Genomic DNA, 21,742 nt, shown 5'->3' with positions numbered 1-21,742 from the left:
CAGCAGGTAACGCGTGCGCCACTTTTAGGGCCGAGGGCGCTCTCTTCGGTCCAACCACCCCACGCCTTGGAGAGCACATGAGTAGTAGGTTGGCCCGGCCACGGGCCGCTTTGTTCGTCGTACTCACGCTGTTGCTGGCGGCGTTGTCCGTGCCGTCCTTCGGGGCGCGGCCGGCGTCGGCAGCGAGTTGCAACACCGGCACCAATCTGGCTCTGAACAAGACCGCGACGGCTTCCTCGATCGAGGGTGCCGGCACCCCGGCCTCGGCCGCGGTCGACGGGAACCTCGGCACGCGCTGGTCGTCGCAGTTCTCTGACCCGCAGTGGCTCCAGGTCGACCTCGGCAGCACGCAGAGCATCTGTGAAGTGGTTCTGAACTGGGAGACCGCCTCAGGCAAGGCCTACCAGATCCAGACCTCGAACGACGGATCCACGTGGACGAGCATCTACTCCACGACATCGGGTCCCGGCGGTAACGAAACGCTCAACGTGTCCGGCAGCGGCCGTTACATCCGGATGTACGGCACCGCACGCAACACCGGCTACGGCTACTCGCTGTGGGAGTTCAGCGTCTACGGCGGCAACGGTGGCGGCGGTACTCCCCCGCCCCCGACCGGCGGCAGCCTGGGCTCGAACGTCATCGTGTTCTCCCCCTCGATGGCGCAGTCCTCGATCCAGGCGACGCTGAACTCGATCTCGAACCAGCAGGTGCCCAGCGAGTTCGGGACCGGCCGGTACGAGCTGCTGTTCGAGCCCGGCACGTACGGCTCGGCGGCCAGCCCGCTGATCTTCACCGTCGGGTTCTACGAGGCCGTCGCAGGGCTCGGACGCAACCCCGGCGATGTGGTCATCAACGGCACCGTCGACTCCTACAACCAGTGCTCGGGCAGCACCTGCAACGCCACCACCAACTTCTGGCGCTCGCTGACCAACCTGACGGTCAACGTCATGGGCATGAGCGGCTGCCAGAACGGCGACGACTTCTGGGCCGTGTCGCAGGCCGCGCCGATGCGCCGCGTGCACATCAACGGCAACGTGAGCCTGATGGACTACTGCGTCGGCGGCCCCGGCTACGCCAGCGGCGGGTTCATCGCCGACTCGCAGTTCACCGGCGGGACCGTGACCAACGGCTCGCAGCAGCAGTACATCACCCGGAACTCGGCGCTGGACGGCTGGAGCAACGGGGTGTGGAACCAGGTGTTCTGCGGGGACCCCGGCGCGCCGGCGCAGAGCTTCGCGTCGAACTCCGGCCTGTCCGGCGGCCCGGCGCCGTACACCACGCTCGGAACCTGCCCGGTCACGCGCGAGGCGCCGTACCTGTACCAGGACTCCGGCGGCAACTACAACGTGTTCGTACCCTCGCTGGCCACCAACTCCAACGGCCCCACCTGGACCGGCGGCCAGACGCCGGGCACCTCGCTGTCGCTGAACACGTTCTTCGTGGTGCAGCCCTCGGCGACGGTGGCCCAGATCAACGCGGCGCTGAACGCCGGCGACAACCTGCTGTTCACGCCGGGTGTTTACACCATCCCCTCGACTATCACGGTGACCCACCCCGACACCCAGATCGTCGGCCTGGGCTTCGCCACGCTGGTCCCGAGCGGCGGCAACACCGCGCTGAGCGTCGCGGACGTGAGCGGCGTGCAGGTCAGCGGCCTGATCTTCGACGCGGGCGCGACCACCTCGCCCTCGCTGCTCCAGGTCGGCACCGCGGGCTCCACGACCCGGCACAACACCGACCCGGTGGCGCTGGACGACGTGTTCTTCCGCGTCGGCGGCGCGACCGCGGGCTCGGCGACCACGCCGCTGGTCGACAACAGCAACGACTCGCTGCTGGACGACGTCTGGATCTGGCGCGCGGACCACGGCGCGGGCGCCGGGACGTGGAGCGGCGACCAGAGCCCGACCGGGCTGGTGGTCAACGGGAACAACGTGACCGCCTACGGCCTGGCCGTGGAGCACTTCCAGCAGAACGAGGTCGACTGGAACGGACAGAGCGGGACGGTCGTCTTCTTCCAGAACGAGAACCCCTACGAGGTGCCCAGCCAGGCCGCGTGGATGTCCTCGGCGTCGCAGAAGGGGTACCCGGCGCTGTACATCCCGAACTCGGTGAGTTCCTTCCAGGGCTACGGGCTCGGCAGCTACAGCTACTTCGACCAGGGCGTGGACATCCACAACGCGATGGCGTTCCAGGTGCCGCAGACCTCCGGGGTGCAGCTGCACGACCTGCTGACGGTGTTCCTGAACGGGTCCGGCGGGATCGACTCGGTCGTGAACGGGACCGGGAAGGCGGTGAGCTCGGCGTTCGGCGGACCGTCCGACATCGTCACGTATCCGTGAGTCGCCGACGCGCCTCCCAGTAGTCAGCACGACCGGAGCCGGCTTCCGAGATCTGATCGTCTCGGGAGCCGGCTCCCGGCGCGCGGCTATGCTGACGCGGTGACGCAGAACAAGATCCGCTGGGGCATCCTCGCGACCGGCGGCATCGCCGCGACCTTCACCGCCGACCTGCAGACGCTCGACGACGCCGAGGTCGTGGCGGTCGGCTCCCGCACCCTCGGCGCGGCTCAGGCCTTCGCCGACAAGCACGGCATCCCCCGGGCCCACGGCTCCTGGGCCGAGCTGGCCGCGGACCCCGAGGTCGACATCGTCTACGTCGCCACCCCGCACTCGGCGCACCACGCGGCGGCCGCGCTGTGCCTGGACGCCGGCAAAGCAGTGCTCTGCGAGAAGCCGCTGACCCTGGACGCCGCGCAGGCCGAGGACCTGTGCCGCCGTGCCGAGGCCGCGGGCGTCTTCTTCATGGAGGCGATGTGGACCCGCACGGTCCCGGCCGTGCTGCGCATGGTCGAGCTCGTGCGGGCCGGCGCGATCGGCACGCCGCGCCTGGTCACGGCCGACTTCTCGGTCAGCTTCACCGGCAGCCCCGAACACCGCATGCGCAACCCGGAGCTCGGCGGCGGCGCGCTGCTGGACCTCGGCGTCTACCCGCTGGCGATCTCGCAGCTGGTGTTCGGGACGCCGAGCGTGGTGCAGGCGGTGGCGACGCTGACGCCGGAGAGCGTGGACGACACCACGGCCGTCACGCTCGTGCACCCCGGCGGCGGGGTGTCGGCGCTGACGTGCTCGATCTCGGCGGACGGCACGTGGAGCGCGACCGTGGCCGGGAGCGAGGGACGGATCGAGTTCGGGCGTGGGTTCACCTCGCCGAGCGGGTTCTCGGTGTTCCGCGGCGACACGCTCGTCGAGCGCGTCGAGGCCCCGTTCCTGGCCGGCGGCATGGTGCACGAGGCCATCGAGGCGCAGCGCTGCCTGCGTGCGGAGCTTCAGCAGAGCCCGCTGGCGCCGTGGTCGGAGACGCTCGCGGTGATGCGGACGATGGACGCGGTGCGGGAGCAGGTCGGGGTCCGGTACCCGGCGTAAGCGAGCGCTTCAACGGCGGCCGAAGTACCGACAGTCTGAACGCTGAACCAACCCTAGGCTTACGTGGGTGTTCAGACGTCGCACCAAGACACCGGCTTATGATCCGGCGCGGTTCGTACCACCGTTGGGTCGACAGCTCGACGGACTCACGACCGGCCGACCCGACTCATCGGAGCCGTCGGCCTGGAGCACGGTCGAGGAGCTGCTGCGGCCGGAGGAAGCCTGCGGCAGCTGGTTCGACGTGGCGCTCCACGACAACGGCGGCAAGCAGCTCGGCGTCGGCCGCATCTTCTCCACGGACCGGGCGATCCTGCTGGACGCCGAATACCGCAAGCCCCGGCGCCAACCGTCGCCTGAGCGCATCGACGACGCTCGGCTGAGCGTCTTCGGCCAGCTCGACGGCCGCTTCTGCCTCGCCTTCACCCGCGCGCACGACAAGCGCGTCATCATGATCCTGAAGTTCCTGAACCCCGCCGACGCAGTGCTCCTGGATCGGTTGTCGACCGTGGCGGATCGGCTGCACCGCAAGGGGCCCGGCGTCTTCCGCTTCGATCCGGATGTGGTGTCGCTGCCGGTGTGAGAGTTCGCGGCGACCGGGCCCCGCGCCAGGTGCGGGGCCCAGCCGCCGGCTATCGCGCTGGCCTCAGCTCACGGTCGCGTGCGTCAGCGCGCACGAGTTCGTGTCGTTCGACCAGCTCCCCTGCTCGGTGTACGTCCCGTTCCCCATCGGCACGTTGCCGGCGCCGCCGGTCACGCCCTTGAGCCAGGCGCACTCGTCGGCGTTCTCCTGGCCGGTGCTGGTGTTGGTCCAGCCGCCGGGCGGGTTCTGGTCGGTCAGGGTCTCGCTGTACTCGTGGCCCAGGGTCATCGTCCAGCCGTCGAGCGTGCCCTTGCTGCCGGTGTTCAGGAAGTTCACGCCGCAACCGGCGCCGGAGTCCATGTTGTAGGGCTGGTTGGAGAAGGCGAAGTCGCCGACGTCGGAGGCGACGGCGCCGCCGGTCAACGTGCTGTCGCCGTTGTAGTCGTGCCAGGCGCAGTACGCACCCTGGTAGTTGTCCGGGTTGGTGCCGTGCGGGGACAGGATCACGTAGTACGCGTGCCGGTTCGAGGCCGCGGTCGTGTTGCCGAAGTGGTGCGCCGCGGCCAGGGCCTCGGCGCCGAGCTGGTGGCCGGAGGCGGCCTGCGGGGACGCCGCCGAGTTGTCGTACCAGACGCCGGCCAGCACGCCGGGGCTCGGGTAGGGCACGTGCGCGGCGCCGGACGAGCAGCTGGTGGCGCCCTTGGCGACCAGCGGGCCGTCGCAGTACTGGGTCATCGTGCCGGACCACTGCTCGCCGCCGGTGCCGATGCCCTTGAACATCATCTGCGCGGTCGGCGCGCCGCTGTCGGCGTCGTTGCTGAACGTCAGGTTGCCGTTGGCGTCGCTGCCCTGCGTCCCCCACTGACTGCCGTAGAACACGAGATAGACCTGGGGCTGCCCGTCCATCACGCCGATGCCGTCGATGCCGCCGCCGTACGTGAGCGTCTTGGAGCCGTGCCGGGTGGCCGCGCGTGCCGCCTGCGCGTCGGCGACGTCCGGCAGGTAGCCGTGGCCGCGGTTGACGTGCGCGCTGCCCGAGCCCGAAGCGTTCGGGGAGGCGGAGGCGGTGGCAGTGGAGACCGCGGAGCCGATAGCCAGCACCGCGGTGCCGACAACCGCTGCGGCGACCCGGCGCCGCTGAGACGAACCGTGGGACATGTGCTTCCTTCCGATGTGGGGTATCGGCGCACGCGGGATCGCCGCGGCACGCCGATGGAGCGTCCGTCGTGCAGGAAGTGGTGGCATCGGTTCGGTGAACCGTGATGCGGGAAACTAGCAACGGTTGACCTTGACGTCAACGGGCGAAGATGAGGGGGTTTACGCACCGATGGCCGAAGAGATCCACTTCGCGACCGACCTCTACCAGGGCACCGCCGGCTACTACGACCGCTATCGGCTGCCCTATCCGGCCGCTCTGCTCGACTACCTCGTGGCCGCGAGCCAGGTCTCCGGCGGCGGACGCCTGCTGGATCTGGCCTGCGGCACCGGCCAGCTCGCCTTCCCCCTGAGCCCGCACTTCGCCGAGGTGTGGGCCGTGGACCAGGAACGGGACATGGTCGCGACGGTGCGCGCCAAGGCGGACGCCGCAGGGATAAAAGCGCTGCGGTCCGTGGTTTCCAGCGCCGAGACGCTCGACGCGCCGCCGAACTCCTTCGAGCTGGCCGTCATCGGCAACGCCTTCCACCGGCTGGACCGCGACCTGGTCGCGCGGCGGATGCTCGACTGGCTCGCCCCCGGCGGACACCTCGCGCTGTGCTGGTCCACCTCGCCCTGGGTCGGCACGGAGGACTGGCAGCGATCGCTCGCGGCCACCCTGAACCGCTGGCAGCAGCAGCTCAGCGCTGAAGAGCGGATTCCAGCGGGTCTGGATCAGGCGCGCCGGGACTTGCCCGATGCCGACGTGCTCGCCGAGGCCGGGTTCGAGGTCGTCGGGCGCTCCGCGTTCACGGCCGAGCACTCCTGGACGCTGGAAGAGCTCACCGGCCACATCCGCTCGACGTCGTTCCTGCCGCCCGCGGTCCTCGACGACCACGGCGCAGCGTTCGACGCCGACCTCGCAGCCACGCTCCTGCCGCACAGCGCCGACGGGATCTTCACCGAGACCGTGAGTTCCGCCTACGACCTCGCCCGCAAGCCGGCCTGAACCGAGGTGGGCCGAGACCGGCCGACCTGAACCAAGCGGAGCCGAGCCGGCCTGAGCCAAGCCGAGCCGACCTGAGCCGAGCCGAGCCGAGCCGAGCCGAGCCGTGCCGGCCTGAACCGAGGTGGGCCGAGACCGGCCGACCTGAACCAAGCGGAGCCGAGCCGGCCTGAGCCAAGCCAAGCCGACCTGAGCCAAGCCGAGCCGAGCCGAGCCGACCTGAGCCGAGCCGAGCCAGCCTGAGCCAAGCCGTGCCGTGCCGTGCCGTGCCGAGGCCAGCGAAACCGAACCACAAGCAGCCGGCCGACGCCCTCCCAAACGCCGGCCGGCCACACTCAGAGTTCCGTCGACCGGCTCAGGAAGCAGCCGCCGGAGTGTAGTGAGCCGCCTCGTCGCCCTCGAGGATCCGGCTGGCCGCACCGTCGATCCCGATCGGCACGTCCCCCGCGATGGTCACCCGGTTCAGCCGCCGCGGCAGCGTGTCGTAGTCGTCCGGCGCGTAGTGCTGCGTGATCCGGTTGTCGAAAACGACCACGTCGCCCGGATTCCACTGCACCCGCAGCACGTTCTCCGGCCGCGTAACGTACGCCTGAAGCAACCGCAGCACGTCCTTCGACTCGGTCGTGCTCAGCCCCTCGATGGTCTGCGCGAACGCCCCGATGAACAGCCCGCGCTCACCGGTCTCCGGGTGCACGCGCACCACCGGATGCGCCGTCCGGTACTTCGTCGAGACGAACACGTCCCGGTACTGCTGACGCTTCTCGTCGTCCGCCTTCGGGCTCGGCCCCGCGTAGTCGTAGTCGTTGGTGTGCACGGCCCACAGCGTGTCGGCCAGATCGCGCAGCGGCTTGGGCAGATCCCGGTACGCCGCCCCGGTGTTGGCGATCAGGGTGTTGCCACCGTACGGCGGGATGACGATCCCCCGCAGCGTCGAGGCCTTCGGCGGCGACTGCACGAACGTGACGTCGGTGTGCCACACGTTCGCCGCCCCGCGCTCGCTGTCCACGGGCAGGATCTGCGGCTGCTCGGCGATGCCCGGCACGGTCGGGTGCGCGCTGGTCAGCGGCCCGAACAGCGAGGCGAAGCGCAGCTGCCCCTCGTCGTCCAGGTCCTGGCCGCGGAACACCAGGGCCTTGTGCTCCAGCAGCGCGGCCTTGATCTCCTTCAGGATCCCCTCGGCGAGCTCGCCGGACAGGTCGACGCCGGTGATCTCGGCGCCGATCCGGCCGCCGATGCGCCGGACGTCGAAGTCGGTCGGTGTGGGTGTGGAGGTCATTCCAGATCGTCCTTTCGAAAAAGCGGATCAGTACTGCGACGCGGAAGCGAGCAGCGGTCGGGAGAAGTGATCGGCCGGGCGCGACAAGCCGTAGTGGTCGCGCAGGGTGGTGCCGGTGTACTCGGTGCGGAACAGCCCCCGGCGCTGGAGCACGGGCACGACGTGGTCGACGAAGTCGTCCAGCCCGGTCGGCAGGATCGGCGGCATGATGTTGAACCCGTCGGCGGCGCCGGCCCGGAACCACGACTCCAGCGCGTCGGCGATCTGCTCCGGCGCGCCGGCCACGACCCGGTGTCCGCGGCCCCCGCCGAGCCGGGCGATGATCTGCCGGATGGTCAGCCGCTCGGCCCGCACCAGCTCGGCGACCAGCGTGAAGCGGCTCTTGTTGCCGTTGACCTGGTCCTCGGTCGGCAGCACCTCCTCCGGCAGCGGCTCGTCCAGGCGGTAGCCGGCCAGGTCGACGTTCAGCATGTTCGAGAGCTGACCCAGCCCGTAGTCGATGACCTGGAGCTCGGTGAGCTCGTCCTCCAGCGCCAGCGCCTCGGCCTCGGTGGCGCCGATGATCGGGCAGATCCCAGGCAGGATCACCGGCAGCTCGTCCCGGCCGTGGGCCGCGGCCCGGGCCTTGACGTCCGCCGCGAACCGCCGCGCCTCGGCCAGCGTCTGCTGCGCGGTGAACACCGCCTCGGCGTACCGCGCGGCGAAGTCCCTGCCGTCCTCGGAGGACCCGGCCTGCACCAGCAGCGGCCAGCCCTGCGGCGAGCGCTGGACGTTGAGCGGCCCGCGCACCTTGAAGAACTCGCCGGCGTGCTCGATCTCGCGCAGCCGATCAGGGTCCGCATACACCCCGGCGGCCTTGTCGAGCACCACGGCGTCGTCGGCCCAGCTGTCCCACAGCCGGGTGGCGACCTCCAGGAACTCCGCCGCGCGCTCGTAGCGCACCGCGTGGTCGAGGTGCTCGTCCAGGTTGAAGTTGTTGGCCTCGTTCACCGTCCCGGACGTGACGATGTTCCAGCCGGCCCGGCCGCCCGAGACGTGGTCCAGCGAGGCGAACCGGCGCGCCAGGTGGAACGGCTCGTTGAAGGTGGTCGAGGCGGTGGCGATCAGCCCGATGTGCCGCGTGGCCACGGCGATCGCCGGCAGCACCGTCAGCGGCTCCAGGCCGCCGGACACGTTGGCCCCGGCCCGGCCGCCCCACACCGCGAGCCCGTCGGCGAAGAAGATCGAGTCGAACTTGCCGCGCTCGGCGGTCTGCGCGAGCTGCTGGAAGTAGGTGATGTCGGTGACCCGGTGCGGCTGGCTGGCCGGGTGCCGCCAGGCGGCGTCGTGGTGCCCGGGCGCCATCAGGAAGGCGTTCAGGTGGAGCTGTCGTCGGTCGGTGCTCATGTCGGATGACCCCTCACGGTACGGAATCAGGCCCCTGCCACCGGACGCCAGCGGGTCAACCGCCGCTCCAGCAACACGAGCAGGTGGTTGAAGAGCAGCCCGATCACCGAGATGGCGATGATCGCGGCGTACATGTCGGGGATGGCGAAGTTCTGCTGGGAGGCGTTGACCAGGTAGCCCAGGCCCGCCTTGGCGCCCACCATCTCGGCGGCGACCAGCACCAGGATCGAGGAGGCGCCGGCCAGCCGGATGCCGGTGAACACGGTCGGCAGCGAGGCCGGCAGGATCACCTTGGCGAACAGCCGGTGCGGCGGCAGGCTCATCGAGCGGGCCGACTTGATCAGGACCGGATCGACCGTGCGGACGCCGCTGATGGTGTTCAGCAGGATCGGCCAGGTGCAGGCGTAGACGACGATGGCGATCTTCGAGGTCTCGCCGATGCCCAGCAGCAGGATGAACACCGGCAGCAGCGCCAGCGCGGCGGTGTTGCGGAACAGCTCCAGCAGCGGTCCCAGGATCTCCGCGACCGGCTTGTACCAGCCGATCAGCAGGCCCAGCGGCACGCCGACGCCGATCGCGATGAGGAAGCCGGACAGCGAGCGCACCAGGCTGGCCCGCGTGTTGTCCCAGAGCTGGCCGTCCTTCGCCAGCTCTATCAGGGCCTTGACGGCCTCGGAGAACGGCACCAGGAACGTGCGGTCGACCAGGCCGACGCGCGGCGCGACCTCCCACAGCACGAGGAACGCGGCGATCGCGACGGTGCGTTTGCCGAACACCGCCAAGGCCCCGGCCACGCGCGCGACCGGCGTCGGAACGGTCCGCTTCAACAGCTGGACGGTCGGTGCGAACGGGATCTCAGCCAACGGAAACAACCTCCCTCACCGCGGTGACCTCCTCGCGCAGCAGGCTCCACACCCGGTGCCGGTAGGCGGCGAACTCCGGGCTGGAACGCACGTCGTCCTCGGCCTGCCGGTCGCCGAGCCGCACGTCCACGACCTGCTTGATGCGCCCCGGCCGCGAGGTCATGACCGCGACTCGCTGCCCGAGATAGACCGCCTCGTCGATGCCGTGCGTGATGAACACGATCGTGGTGCCGGTCTTGTGCCAGATGCGCAGCAGTTCTTCCTGGAGCCCGTCGCGGGTCTGGGCGTCCAGGGCCGCGAAGGGCTCGTCCATCAAGAGCACGGCCGGATCGGCGACCAGCGCCCGGGCGATGGCCACGCGCTGGCGCATGCCGCCGGACAGCTCGTGCGGATAGCGGTCTTCGAACCCTGACAGTCCGACCAGGTCCAAATACTCACGGGCCCGCTCGGCGCGGCCCTTGCGGTTCAGCCGGTCCAGGCGCGGCTGGGCTTCCAGGGCGAACTCGACGTTGCGCTGCGCGGTGCGCCAGGGCAGCAGCGCGTACTGCTGGAAGACGATGCCCCGGTCCAGCGCGGGGCCGGTCACGGCCTTGCCGTCCAACAGGATCCGGCCGCTGCTGGGCTTCGTCAGGCCGCTGATGAGGTCCAGCAGCGTCGACTTCCCGCAGCCGCTGGGGCCGACCACGACCAGGAACTCCCCCGGCGCGACGGTCAGCGTGACGTCGTCCAGCGCGGTGAACGTGGCGCCGTCGCGGACGGCGAAGGTCTTGCTGACGCCGTCGATGCGGATCTTCTCCGCGCTGTTGATCACCGTGAGCGCGGTACCGGTCGCGGCCATCTCAGCTGCCCCCGTTCGCGAAGGAGTTGTACTTGTTGGTGTAGACGTCGGCGGCCTTGACCTTGCCCTTGGGGATCTGGCCCTGCCCTTCGAGCCAGCTGATCCAGGTGGTGAACTCCTTCTCGGCGATGACCCCGCCGGTCCCGGCGATGCCGAAGGATTTGAAGTACTTCAGCGCCGAGGCGTCCTCGTTCCGGCCGCGGGCCTTGATGATCTTCGTGAAGCGGTCCACGACCTCCGGGAGCGGCGTGCTGCGGGCCCACTCGATCGCCTTGCCGACGCCGGAGGTGAAGGCGTGCACGGTGTCAGGGTTCTTCGCCAGGAAGTCGTTGCGGAACACGTAGGTCCCGGCGCTGAACGAGCCGAGCAGGTCGAAGTCGGTGAACAGCGGCTTCACGCCGCCGTCGGCCAGCGCCTTGTCGCGCAGGATGCCGCCGAGCACGGCGACGTCGATCTGGTGCGCGCGCAGCGACTGCTCGGTGTTCACCGGCGGCACCACCAGCGGCTCGACCTTCTTCACGTCCGCCTCGGTGACGCCGTTGCGGCCCAGATAGATGTCCAGGATCGCCTCGTCGTGGGCGCCGAGGGTGTTCATCCCGATCTTCTTGCCGAACAGGTCGGCCGCGCCGGCGATCGGGCTGCCGGACAGGGTGTAGAAGCCGTTGTACGAGTACTGGTCCACGCCGTAGTAGCTGATGACCGCGGTGATCGGCGCGCCGGCGGAGTGCAGCTTGGCGACCGCGCCGTTGAAGGCGCCGCCGAAGTCGGTCTGGCCGGTGGCCGCCGACTGGATGTCCTGCGGCCCGCTGATCGTGTTGCCGACCCAGTCGAGCGTGACAGGGCCCAGATATCCGAGGTCCGCAGCCAGTTCGGGCGGGGTGATCGAACCCGCCGAGCCCTGGTAGCGCAGCTTGGTGGTCTTCCGGGCCGAGCCGCCCGACGCCGAACTGCACCCGGCGGCCAGGGCGGCGGTCCCGACCAGGCCGAGGAAGCCGCGCCTGGTGTGCGGGGCCGTCGTCAGGACGCTCATCGCCCGACCGCCGCGGGCGAACCGTTGGCCAGGGCCAGATCGCCGGCTTCGGCGTCGAGCTGCGGCCGCGCCGCCGAGAAGCCGATCCCGCGCAGGTCCAGCGCCCCGTCGAACCGCTCCAGCGTCTCGATCAGCCGCTTCTCGGTCTGCGGGGCGAGGTACACGCCTTCCGCCTCACTCCGGGCGATGTCGATGTCGAGCAGGAACCGGCCCGGCAGCACGTGGTCGGCACCGAGCGCGGTGAGTACGGGGCGCAGCGCGTAGTCGATCGCCAGCAGGTGTCCGACGGTACCGCCGGTGGCCAGCGGCAGGACCACCTTGCCGGCCAGCGCGTTCTCCGGCAGCAGGTCCAGGAACGCCTTGAGCAGGCCGGTGTAGGCGGCCTTGTAGACCGGCGTGGCCACAATGACGCCGTCGGCGTTGGCGACGGCGTCGAACGCCTCCCGCACGGCCACGGTGTCGCGCGCGCCTGCCAGCAGCTCGGCCGCCGGCAGGTCGCGGACCGCCAGATGAGCCGTCCGGTGGCCGCGGTCGGCCAGCCAGGAAAGCGCGTGGTCGACGGCCGACACCGTGCGCGAGGCCGGTGACGGGCTGCCGGAGACAGCCAGGATCGAGGGCATGGTGAGACTCCTTGGAAAAGGGCGAGAAAAAACAGGCGCGCTAAAGCAGTTCAGCAGAACACGCACACATGCGAAGGGGGCGCCGGAGCGGCGGCGCGAACCGAAAAGAAAGACCCGATGAAGCGAAGGCTACGGGTGGTCAGGACAGATGGCGCTCGCGGTCCGTCGCAGATCGACGTGACGGCGAGCCACAAGAAGTCGGCCCTGGTGCATAGCATGAGAATGACAGCGAAAGTGCACGCACGTCAATGGAAGTTCGAGCAGTCTCGTATCCCGGAAGTCCGATGCCTGGTATTCGAGAGCGCGTGAGACGAGCACAGAAAAGTGTCGGGCCCCGATGCAATAAGCATCGGGGCCCGACACATTGTCGCGGCGGAATTCAGCTCACGCGAGTCCCCGGGACCGCAGAACCCTGCGTTCCAACGGCACGAACAGCAGCTGGTTGACCGCGACGCCGACCGCGAGGATCAGCACGATCGCCGCGAACGCGCCGGCCATGTCGTTGGAGTCCTGGGCGTTCTTCAGCAGGAAACCGAGTGAGTGCCCCAGATCCGCGGACTGCACGATGATCTCCGCGGCCAGCAGCGACCGCCAGGCGAACGCCCACCCCTGCCGCAGCCCGGCCAGATAGCCGGGCAGTGCCGCCGGCAGCAGCACGTAGCGCACCGAGGCCAGACCCCGGGCTCCCAGGTTCCGGCCGACCCGCAGATACAGCGGCGGCACCTGATCGAGCCCTGAGACGACGCCGACCGCGATCGACGGCACGGCACCGAGCAGCACCACGCCGTACAGCATCGCCGGCTCCGGGCCGAAGAACATCAGCGCCGGGGGCACCCAGGCCACCGACGGCAGCGACTGGAGCCCGGAAAGGATCGGCCCGACACCGGCCCGGATCAGCCGGAACCGGCCGACCAGCAACCCCAGCGGCGTGCCGATGGCCACCGAGGCGGCGAAGCCGATCGCGCCGTGCTCGGCGCTGTGGCCGACCGACGGCCAGGCGTCGCCGCTGCTGAAGGCGGACTTCAGGGAGGTGAAGACCTCCGAGGGCCCGGGGAGCTTCCAGTCCGGCCAGATCTTCGCGACGTACAGCACCTGCCAGACGGCGATGATGATGAGGACGGCGAGCACCGGCGGGTAGACGGCGCGCAGGACCGTCGCGAGCCTGCTGGTCTCCCGCTCGACGGAGGTCTCCAGGGCGTCCAGGCCGGCTTCGACGTCCTGGAGGGCGTCGGTGGCTTCGGTCTGCGCGGCCTGCGGGGCTTCTTCGAGCGTTTCGGCCGCTTCGGATGCTTCAGGTTCCCGGTGTTCCTCAGGCTCCTGAGGCTCCTCGGCCTCGATTGCCTCGACCGGCTCTTCGACCTCGACCGGCTCGACAGGTTCATCGGCCTCGGGAGCCTCGACGGCAGCTCCCGTTTCGACGGATTCCCGCGCGCCGCTCACTTCTTGCTCAGCCCGGCGTCGGAGACCGCCGGCTGACCGTTCTTGGCCAGTTCGGCGTTCAGGATCGACAGGTCGAAGATGCCGTGCAGGTCGGTCGACTTCAGCAGCTTCACCGCGACCGCGTGGTCCAGCGCGGTCTGGAGCGTGGAGGCGTCGGGGTCGTTGGTGACCTTCTGCTCACTGAAGGACCGCTGGATCTCGGCGTCGGTCAGCGCCTTGCCGGTGAGCCGCTTCAGCTCGCTGTTCACCAGCTTCTGCGCGTCAGTCGGGTCCGAGGTGATCCAGGAGTTGGCGGCTATCTGGCCGTCGATAAGGGCCTTGACGGTGTCCGGGTGCTTGTCCAGGAAGCTGGTCGCGACCACCAGCGTGGTGGTGGAGAACTGGCCGTTCGGCCACAGGCTGCGCTCGTCGACGAGCACCTTCGCGCCGGCCTCGGAGACCAGCCGCGAGGCCCACGGCTCGGGCAGCCAGGCCCCCTCGATGTGCCCGGCCTTGAACTGGTCCAAGGTGGTCGCGTTGTCCTGCGGGTCCACCGAGACGTCGCCGGTGCCGTCCGGGTTCGCGGTCAGGCCGTTCTGCTTGAGCCAGTAGCGCAGCGCCACGTCCTGGGTGTTGCCCTTCTGCGGCGTGGCGAGGGTCTTGCCCTTGAGGTCGGCAGCGGAGTTGATGCCCGGCTTGACGACCAGCTCCGCACCGCCCTCGGTGGCGCCGGCCACGATCTTCAGCGCCTCGCCGTGCGACTGCACGAAGGCCGACAGGGCCGAGGACGGGCCGACGTACGCGGCGTCCAGCTGCCCGCCGAGGACCGCGGTCATCTCCGCCGGGCCCGCGTTGTAGATCTGGGTGGAGAGCTTGGTGGATCCCAGGGCCTTGGCGAAGTCGCCGTGCGCGACGCCGACCACGGCGGTGGCGTGCGTGACGTTCGCGAAGTAGCCCAGCCGCAGCGTCGAGGCCGCCGAACCACCGGAGCTGCCGGCGGCGGCGGCCTTGGTGTCCGAACCAGAGCTCTTCGACGACCCGCACGCGGCGGCCGAGGCGACGATCCCGAGGGCGGCTGTCAACGCCGCGGCCGTACGAACCAGAGTCTTGATGTCCATCACAGGAAGGCTCCCGAAAGGATCGCCGGGCACACCGGCGGGCGGCTTGGCGCAGCCGCTCGAATTGAGGAAAGAAAGAAGGTGGCTGTTCAGCGCCAGGACAGGCGCGAACCGGGCCGCGAAAAGCGCAGGCGGATCAGACGGCCGCCGTACAGCACGTGCTGGACAGGCGTCCGAAGTCGACGTACGGCCGACCGACCAGGGCCACTCCATCGCGGGACATGGCTAGAGAGTGGCACGGTCTCGGATTCCCGTCTATTTCTTGTCCGATATATGGACGGTCCGAAAGGCTTCGGAGAACCACTATTTCTGAGGCCATTCATATCGGTGTCCGAACCTTTTCTCCTCCGATATTTTCGGACTACCGGGAGGAAGGCATCGCAGGCAGCTCACGTGTCCGGCGCGCTCCCGGGACGACCAGCGGCGTCCCGGTCTCCGGGTCCTCGATCACCCGGCACGGCAGGCCGAAGACCGACTCCACCAGCTCGGCGGTGACGATCTCCTCGGGAGCCCCGGACGCCGCCACGCGACCGTCGCAGAGCACGATCAAGTGCGTGGCGTAGCGCGCGGCCTGGTTGAGGTCGTGCAGCACGGCCACGAGGGTGCGGCCCTCCTCCTCGTGCAGCCGCGCGCACAGGTCCAGGATCTCGATCTGGTGCGCGATGTCCAGGTACGTCGTCGGCTCGTCGAGCAGCAGCAGCGGCGTCTGCTGCGCCAGCACCATCGCCGTCCACACCCGCTGGCGCTGGCCGCCGGACAGCTCGTCGACGGCGCGCTCGGCCAGGTCGGTGACGCCGGTCGCGGCCATCGACGCGGCCACGATCCGCTCGTCCTCGCGCGACCACTGCCGCAGCAGGCCCTGGTGCGGATGGCGGCCTCGGGAGACGAGGTCGGCGACGGTGATGCCGTCCGGCGCGATCGAGGACTGCGGCAGCAGGCCGACGATCCGCGCGACCTGCTTGGTCGGCATCGAGGCGATGTCCGCGCCGTCGAGCACCACACTGCCGGCCTTCGGCTTCAGCAGCCGCGACAGGGCCCTGAGAAGGGTCGACTTGCCGCAGGCGTTGGGGCCGACGATGACCGTGAAGGACTCGTCCGGGATCGCGACCGAGAGGTCTTCGGCGACGGTCCGGCCGTCGTAGGCCAGCGTCAGGCCGGTGCCGCGCAGGCGGGACGAGGCCGGCGCCGGCTGACCGTTCTCGGTCGTCATGATGGGCGTCTCCTTGGTATTCGTCGTCAGCTTCGAGTTCAGCACGGTCAGATCCGCCCCGCCTTGCGCCCAGCCGCCAGCAGCCAGATCAGGTACCCGCCGCCGAGCACGCCGGTGACCGCGCCGACCGGCAGCTGCCGACCGGGGATCGCATGCTGCGCAACGAGATCGGCGCACGTCAGGAGCACCGCCCCCAGCAGCATCGAGGGGATCAGGTTCGGCCCCGGCGCCCGCGTCAGCCGCTTGGCGAGCTGCGGCGCGGTGAGGGCGACGAAGGCCACCGGCCCGGCCGCCGCCGCGGCGAACGAGGTGAGCAGCACCGCGGCCGCCAGTGCCGTGAGCCGGGCGCGGTCGACCGGGACGCCGAGCGCGCGCGCCACGTCGTCCCCCATCTCGGCGACGTGCAGCGCCCGGCCGCACCCGACCAGCAGCACCGGCACGAGCACCGCCATCGCCACGGCCAGCGGCGCGACGTCGCTCCAGCCCCGGCCGTCCAGGCTCCCGGTGAGCCACAGCATCGCCCGCGCGGCGTCCATCAGCTGCGCCTTGGTCATCAGATACCCGTTGACCCCGCTCAGGATCGCCGAGACCCCGATGCCGACCAGGATCAGCCGGTAGCCGTGCACGCCCTGACGCCAGGCCAGGGCGTAGACCCCGATGCCGGTGAGCACACCGCCGAGCACCGCCCCGCAGGCCAGCGCCAGGCTGCTGCCGCCGGCCAGCACCACGACCAGCGCGCCGGTCGCCGCGCCCTCGGTGAAGCCGAGCATGTCGGGGCTGCCCAGCGGATTGCGGACCAGCGACTGGAAAACCGCGCCGGCCAGCGCGAGGGCGGCGCCGACTAACAGCGCGGTCACCACGCGCGGCAGGCGCAGCTCGACGACGATGAAGTGGTCGCCGACCGTGCCGCCGCCGAACAGCGTGCGCAGCACTTCGCCCGGCGGGATCCGGTAGTCGCCGCTGCCGAGGGTGACGACCATGGCCGCGAACGCGAGCAGTACGCAGGCGGCGGAAGCGGTGAGCGTCCGGGGCCGGTAGCGCACCGAGAACGCGGCGGTTCGCAGAACCCTCATGCCCGCACCGCCTTCGCGCGCCGCAGGAAGTACAGGAACACCGGACCGCCGACCACGCTGGTGACCACGCCGACCTGGATCTCGCCGGGCCGGGCCAGGATCCGGCCGAGCACGTCCGCGCCGAGCAGCACCACCGGCGCGAGCACCGCGCAGTACGGCAGCAGCCAGCGCAGGTCCGGCCCGGTGATGGTGCGCACGACGTGCGGCACCATCAGCCCGACGAACACGATCGGCCCGCACGCGGCGGTGGCCGCCCCGCACAACAGCGTGACCGCGACGATCGCGGCCGCGCGTACTGCGGTTGGCCGTGAGCCCAGGGCCCGCGCCGAGTCCTCGCCGAGGGCCAGCGCGTTGAGCGGCCGGGCCAGGGCCAGAGCCAGCACCAGGCCGACGGCGGCGAACGGCAGCACCCTGACGACGGTCGACGGCGTCGCACCGGCCAGCGAGCCGACGGTCCAGAACCGCATGGCCTCCAGCGACGCGGAGTCCAGCAGCATCGCGACGCTGACGTAGGAGAACAGGGTGGCGTTCAGCGCGGCCCCGGCCAGCGCCAGCCGGACCGGCGTCGCCCCGCGCCCGCCGCCGACCAGGTAGCCGGCGGTGGTGGCGATCGCGGCGCCGGCCAGGGCGAACCAGACGTAGCCGTCGAAGGTCCCGATCCCGAACAGCCAGATGGAGGTGACGACCGCCGCCGAGGCCCCGGCGTTGATGCCGAGCAGTCCCGGATCGGCCAGCGGGTTGCGGGTCAGCGCCTGCATCACCGCGCCGGCCAGACCGAGCGCCAGGCCGACCAGCAGGCCGAGCAGGGTCCGGGGCAGCCGCATCTGGTGCACGACGGTGTAGTACGGGGAGCTCGAGTCGGACAGGCCGTGCCAGACGTCGCCGACCGAGAGCGACTTGGCGCCGAGGCAGATGCTGAGCACGAGCACTGCGAGCAGCAGCAGGGTCGCGGCGGCCAGGCCGGCGCCCCGGCTCACCCGGCTGAGGCCGCGCGGTCCCGGTGGAGGCCTGCGGAGTGTCGGGACTGCGGCCTCAGGGGCCTGCGGTGGCGCGGTGGCAGACAAAACCTGGCTCCGGATCGACGACGCGGGGGGCGACCCCCCTTGGGCGATTGGTGAGGTTAGGCTAACCTAACTTCACTGCGCCGGGTAAGCGCCCCTCGATCATGAGAAAGCGACATTCATGCCATACATCCCTTCCGTTTCCCCCTTATCCCGTCGTGGTGTGCTGGCCGGCGTCGGCGGTGGCGCCCTGGCCGCCGTGCTCGCGGCCTGCGGCAGCGGTTCGAGTTCAGGCCCGCGCTCCTCGGGCCAGAGCGGCCCGTCCGGTCCCTGGTCCTTCACCGACGACCGGAAGACGACGGTGAAGCTGTCCTCCGCGCCGACCCGGGTCGTGGCCTTCACCGGCACCGCCGCCGCGCTCGTCGACTTCGGCCTGGACCAGCAGATCGTCGGCGTCTTCGGAGAGACGACGCAGCCCGACGGCAAGCCCACGGCGCAGGCCGGCGACCTCGACGTCGGCAAGGTGACGGTGCTGGGCAACGCCTGGGGCGAGTTCAACGTGGAGAAGTACGCCGCGCTCAACCCCCAGCTACTGGTCACGCACATGTACGAGCCGGGAGCGCTGTGGTACGTGCCGAACGAGAGCAAGGACCAGATCGCCAAGCTGGCGCCGAGCGTGGCGATCAACGTGGCCCGGGCCTCGCTGCCGACGCCGATCCAGCGCTACGCCGACCTCGCGCAGTCGCTCGGTGCGGACTTGAACGCCAAGAAGGTGACCGACGGCAAGGCCCGGTTCCAGGCCGCGGCCGAGACGCTGCGCAGCGCGGCGAAGGCGGCCGGCGGGCTGAAGGTGCTGGCCGCGTCCGGCAATCCCACCGTCTTCTACGCGTCCAATCCGAAGATCGCCAGCGACCTGATGTACTTCGCCGAACTCGGCGTCGAGCTCATCGTCCCCACCAAGCTCGACACCGGAGACTACTTCGAGAGCCTGAGCTGGGAGAACGCCGACAAGTACGCGGCCGACCTGATCCTGCTCGACAGCCGGTCCACGGCTTTGCAGCCGAAGGCGCTGGCCTCGAAGCCGTCGTGGAACGCCCTGCCTGCAGTGAAGGCGGGCCAGGTCACGCCCTGGGACGCGGTGCCGCGCTTCTCCTGGGCCGGTGCCGCTCCGCTGCTGGAAAACCTCGCCAAGGCGATTCAGAACTGCAAGAAGGTGAGCTGACCGTTATGAACTCGACCTCCTCAGTAGACGCAGTGCTGGCGGCCACGGCCTCGGCCGCGGCCATCTCCTCGGTCGCGCCGGCATCGGCGCCGATTGCCGAAGCACCGTCGGCGTCCCCGCTCGTGCACGGCAAGTTCCGTTTCTTCCAGGCCCGCGTCGTGGTCACTCGCCGCCTGGGGCCTTCGATGGTCCGGATCACCTTCGGCGGGGCACAGCTGCGCGCCTTCGCCAGCGGCGGCCGGGACCAGAGCTTCTCGCTGTTCCTGCCGCAGCCGGGGCAGGACGCGCCGATCGTGCCGTTCGACGCCGGCGACGACTGGTTCACGCGGTGGCGGGCCATGCCGGCCGACGAGCGGGGTGTCATGCGCTCCTACACGGTTCGCTCACAGGACCGCGAGCGCGACGAGGTGGATGTCGATTTCGTGTTGCACGGCACCGCAAACTCCAGCGCGACTCCGGCCGGACCGGCATCACGCTGGGCCGCCGAAGCCGTGCCGGGCGACCGGGTGGTGCTGCTGGGGCCGGCGTTCGAGGACAACCGCAGCATCGGCTTCCAGCTTCCGCAGGACACTGACTGGGTCCTGATCGCCGCCGACGAGACCGCGTTGCCGGCCGCCGCGGCGATCCTGGAATGGCTGCCGGCCGGACTGCGCGCGCGGGCCTGGATCGAGGTCCCGGATCTGAAGGACACGCAGGAACTCCTGAGCCCGGCCGAGGCCGACATCACCTGGCTGGTCCGCGATCCCACGCGCCGGCCCGGCGCGTTGCTGACCGAGGAGATCGGCGGCGCGGCCTTCCCCGACGGCGCGCCCTACGCGTGGATCGCCGGGGAGGCCGGGATGGTCAAAACTCTGCGACGCCACCTCGTCGGCGAGCGCGGCATCGACCGCGGGCGCGTGGAGTTCTCCGGCTATTGGCGCCTCGGAGCCACCGAAGAGGATCTGCGGACCGAGAAAATCTCCGCCGCCGAAACCGAGGCGGCACAGTGAGCCCCCAAGCTTCCGCCGTCGCGACCGCACGCGCCATCTTCTCCCCCGCCGTCGAGGAAGCCGCCGGCCACCTGTTCAACGCCCGGACACTCGATCGCTACCGGCACACCATGGCCGACGGCATCGATCGCGTCGCGGACCGAATAGCGCGTACGGGCAGCCCTTTCACCGGCGTCTCCCCCGACGATCTCGCTCCCGGCATATCAGGCATCGATCTGGACCGGCCCTTGGCCGACACCGGAGCCGCCCTGGACGAGCTCGAAGAGCTCTACCTGCGCGACGCCGTCTACTTCCACCACCCGCGCTACCTCGCGCACCTGAACTGCCCGGTCGTCATCCCGGCGCTGCTCGGCGAGGCCGTTCTGACCGCGGTCAACTCCTCGCTGGACACCTGGGACCAGAGCGCCGGCGGCACGCTGATCGAGCGCCGGCTGATCGACTGGACCGCCGGCCGGATCGGTTTCGGTCCGGCCGCCGACGGCGTCTTCACCAGCGGCGGCAGCCAGTCGAACTTCCAGGCGCTGCTGCTGGCGCGTGAGGAGATCGTGGCGAAGGCCGTGGCCGGGTCGTCGGTGCCGGGAACCGGTGCGAAGTACACGGCTGCCCGGGACGTCCTGGACCGGCTGCGGATATTCGTCTCCGAGGCGGGGCACTTCAGCGTCCGCAAGTCGGCGAAGATGCTCGGGCTGAGCCCGGACGCGGTGGTCACGGTCGAGACCGACGCGCGCAAGCGGATGCGTCCGCAGTCGCTGGCGTGGGAGCTGGAGCAGTGCCGGTGGGCCGGCTTCATCCCGATGGCCGTGGTCGCCACCGCCGGCACCACCGACTTCGGATCCATCGATCCGCTGCGGCAGATCGCCGAGCTGTGCGCCGAATCAGGGGCCTGGTTCCACGTCGACGCCGCGTACGGCTGCGGTCTGCTCCTGTCGCGGTCCCGGCGCGACCTCCTGCGGGGCATCGAGCGCGCGGACTCGGTGACCGCCGACTTCCACAAGTCGTTCTTCCAACCGGTCAGCTCCAGCGCGCTGATCGTGCGCGACCGCACGGTCCTGAGCCACGCGACGTATCACGCCGACTACCTCAACCCGGCCCGCATGGTCGAGCAGCGCATCCCCAACCAGGTCGACAAGAGCATCCAGACAACGCGGCGCTTCGACGCGCTCAAGCTCTGGATGACGTTGCGCATCATGGGCCCGGACGCGGTCGGCGATCTGTTCGACGAGGTCATCGACCGGGCCGCGCAGGCCTGGGTGCTGCTGACCGTCGACCCGCGCTTCGAGGTGGTGACCAGGTCGCAGCTCAGCACCCTGGTTTTCCGCTACCTGCCCCCGGAGGGTCCGGCGCGGGACTTCGCCGACGGCGCGAATCTCCACGCGCGCGAGGCGCTGGCCGCCTCCGGCGCGGCGATGGTGGCCGCCACCAAGGTCGGCGGCCGGCACTACCTGAAGTTCACGCTGCTGAACCCCGAGACCACGGTGGACGACATCGCGCACGTCCTGGACCTGATCGCGGACCATGCCGCCGAATACGTCGAGCGCCGGAGAGCACTCTGAAC

General features: G+C 70.3%; 20 protein-coding genes. 7 read left to right on the top strand and 13 right to left on the bottom strand.

Going from position 1 to position 21,742, the window contains the following annotated elements; translation table 11 throughout:
- The first annotated feature begins 77 nt into the window (after window positions 1-77).
- From ABH920_RS17745 to ABH920_RS17735, 3 genes are all read left to right on the top strand, one after another.
- On the top strand, window positions 78-2,339 hold the full coding sequence (locus ABH920_RS17745) for a discoidin domain-containing protein (protein ID WP_370350107.1): 2,262 nt from the start codon (window positions 78-80) through the stop codon (window positions 2,337-2,339).
- Between the two features lie 99 nt (window positions 2,340-2,438).
- The gene (locus tag ABH920_RS17740) at window positions 2,439-3,422 is read left to right on the top strand and encodes a Gfo/Idh/MocA family protein (protein WP_370350106.1); all 984 of its coding nucleotides are present in this window, start codon (window positions 2,439-2,441) and stop codon (window positions 3,420-3,422) included.
- A 67-nt stretch (window positions 3,423-3,489) separates the two neighbouring features.
- A complete protein-coding gene (locus ABH920_RS17735) occupies window positions 3,490-4,002 on the top strand; it encodes a hypothetical protein (protein ID WP_370350105.1) in 513 nt (170 codons plus the stop codon).
- A 63-nt stretch (window positions 4,003-4,065) separates the two neighbouring features.
- On the opposite strand, the gene ABH920_RS17730 is transcribed toward ABH920_RS17735, so the two are convergent.
- Window positions 4,066-5,160, bottom strand: a complete 1,095-nt coding sequence (locus ABH920_RS17730; protein WP_370350104.1) for a hypothetical protein — start codon at window positions 5,158-5,160, stop codon at window positions 4,066-4,068.
- A gap of 169 nt (window positions 5,161-5,329) precedes the next feature.
- Here ABH920_RS17730 and ABH920_RS17725 point away from each other — a divergent pair, with 169 nt between their 5' ends.
- Window positions 5,330-6,145, top strand: coding sequence for a class I SAM-dependent methyltransferase (locus tag ABH920_RS17725; RefSeq protein ID WP_370350103.1), 816 nt, complete (start codon window positions 5,330-5,332; stop codon window positions 6,143-6,145).
- 352 nt (window positions 6,146-6,497) lie between these two features.
- Here ABH920_RS17725 and ABH920_RS17720 read toward each other — a convergent pair whose 3' ends face one another.
- The 12 genes from ABH920_RS17720 to ABH920_RS17665 form a co-directional block, all read right to left on the bottom strand.
- Window positions 6,498-7,418 (bottom strand): TauD/TfdA dioxygenase family protein, encoded by a 921-nt coding sequence (locus tag ABH920_RS17720; protein ID WP_370350102.1) that lies wholly within the window; start codon window positions 7,416-7,418, stop codon window positions 6,498-6,500.
- Window positions 7,419-7,445: 27 nt separating this feature from the next.
- Entirely contained in the window at window positions 7,446-8,804 is a 1,359-nt protein-coding gene (locus ABH920_RS17715) for an LLM class flavin-dependent oxidoreductase (protein WP_370350101.1), read from the bottom strand.
- Window positions 8,805-8,830: 26 nt separating this feature from the next.
- Window positions 8,831-9,667 carry an ABC transporter permease gene (locus tag ABH920_RS17710; RefSeq protein ID WP_370350100.1) on the bottom strand — a complete coding sequence of 279 codons (837 nt, stop codon included), beginning with the start codon at window positions 9,665-9,667 and terminating at the stop codon, window positions 8,831-8,833.
- Window positions 9,660-10,505, bottom strand: coding sequence for an ABC transporter ATP-binding protein (locus tag ABH920_RS17705; RefSeq protein ID WP_370350099.1), 846 nt, complete (start codon window positions 10,503-10,505; stop codon window positions 9,660-9,662). Before ABH920_RS17705 ends, ABH920_RS17710 begins: the two co-directional genes overlap by 8 nt.
- A gap of 1 nt (window position 10,506) precedes the next feature.
- Complete coding sequence (locus ABH920_RS17700) at window positions 10,507-11,535, bottom strand: ABC transporter substrate-binding protein (protein WP_370350098.1); 1,029 nt, start codon at window positions 11,533-11,535, stop codon at window positions 10,507-10,509.
- Window positions 11,532-12,155 (bottom strand): NADPH-dependent FMN reductase, encoded by a 624-nt coding sequence (gene ssuE / locus ABH920_RS17695; protein ID WP_370350097.1) that lies wholly within the window; start codon window positions 12,153-12,155, stop codon window positions 11,532-11,534. The genes ABH920_RS17700 and ssuE overlap by 4 nt, the downstream gene beginning before the upstream one ends.
- Window positions 12,156-12,284: 129 nt before the next feature.
- Window positions 12,285-12,368, bottom strand: coding sequence for a putative leader peptide (locus tag ABH920_RS17690; protein WP_369125583.1), 84 nt, complete (start codon window positions 12,366-12,368; stop codon window positions 12,285-12,287).
- A 171-nt stretch (window positions 12,369-12,539) separates the two neighbouring features.
- Complete coding sequence (locus tag ABH920_RS17685) at window positions 12,540-13,595, bottom strand: ABC transporter permease (protein WP_370350096.1); 1,056 nt, start codon at window positions 13,593-13,595, stop codon at window positions 12,540-12,542.
- Window positions 13,592-14,692: an ABC transporter substrate-binding protein gene (locus tag ABH920_RS17680; protein WP_370350095.1), complete on the bottom strand. Its 1,101-nt coding sequence runs from the start codon at window positions 14,690-14,692 to the stop codon at window positions 13,592-13,594. The genes ABH920_RS17685 and ABH920_RS17680 overlap by 4 nt, the downstream gene beginning before the upstream one ends.
- Before the next feature lie 361 nt (window positions 14,693-15,053).
- Entirely contained in the window at window positions 15,054-15,902 is an 849-nt protein-coding gene (locus ABH920_RS17675; RefSeq protein ID WP_370350093.1) for an ABC transporter ATP-binding protein, read from the bottom strand.
- 47 nt (window positions 15,903-15,949) lie between these two features.
- The gene (locus ABH920_RS17670; RefSeq protein WP_370350092.1) at window positions 15,950-16,975 is read right to left on the bottom strand and encodes a FecCD family ABC transporter permease; all 1,026 of its coding nucleotides are present in this window, start codon (window positions 16,973-16,975) and stop codon (window positions 15,950-15,952) included.
- A complete protein-coding gene (locus ABH920_RS17665) occupies window positions 16,972-18,039 on the bottom strand; it encodes a FecCD family ABC transporter permease (RefSeq protein WP_370350091.1) in 1,068 nt (355 codons plus the stop codon). The genes ABH920_RS17670 and ABH920_RS17665 overlap by 4 nt, the downstream gene beginning before the upstream one ends.
- A gap of 118 nt (window positions 18,040-18,157) precedes the next feature.
- Between ABH920_RS17665 and ABH920_RS17660 the strand changes: the two genes are divergently transcribed.
- Genes ABH920_RS17660 through ABH920_RS17650 form a run of 3 tightly spaced genes read left to right on the top strand, consistent with a single transcriptional unit; the run spans window position 18,158 to window position 21,740 of the window.
- On the top strand, window positions 18,158-19,198 hold the full coding sequence (locus ABH920_RS17660) for an ABC transporter substrate-binding protein (protein ID WP_370350090.1): 1,041 nt from the start codon (window positions 18,158-18,160) through the stop codon (window positions 19,196-19,198).
- Between the two features lie 5 nt (window positions 19,199-19,203).
- Window positions 19,204-20,187, top strand: a complete 984-nt coding sequence (locus ABH920_RS17655) for a siderophore-interacting protein (RefSeq protein WP_370350089.1) — start codon at window positions 19,204-19,206, stop codon at window positions 20,185-20,187.
- Complete coding sequence (locus ABH920_RS17650; RefSeq protein WP_370350088.1) at window positions 20,184-21,740, top strand: aspartate aminotransferase family protein; 1,557 nt, start codon at window positions 20,184-20,186, stop codon at window positions 21,738-21,740. Before ABH920_RS17655 ends, ABH920_RS17650 begins: the two co-directional genes overlap by 4 nt.
- The last annotated feature ends 2 nt before the right edge of the window (window positions 21,741-21,742 follow it).

Source organism: Catenulispora sp. EB89, from assembly GCF_041261445.1.
GTDB lineage: Bacteria > Actinomycetota > Actinomycetes > Streptomycetales > Catenulisporaceae > Catenulispora.
This window is presented reverse-complemented; position numbering and strand designations above follow the sequence as displayed.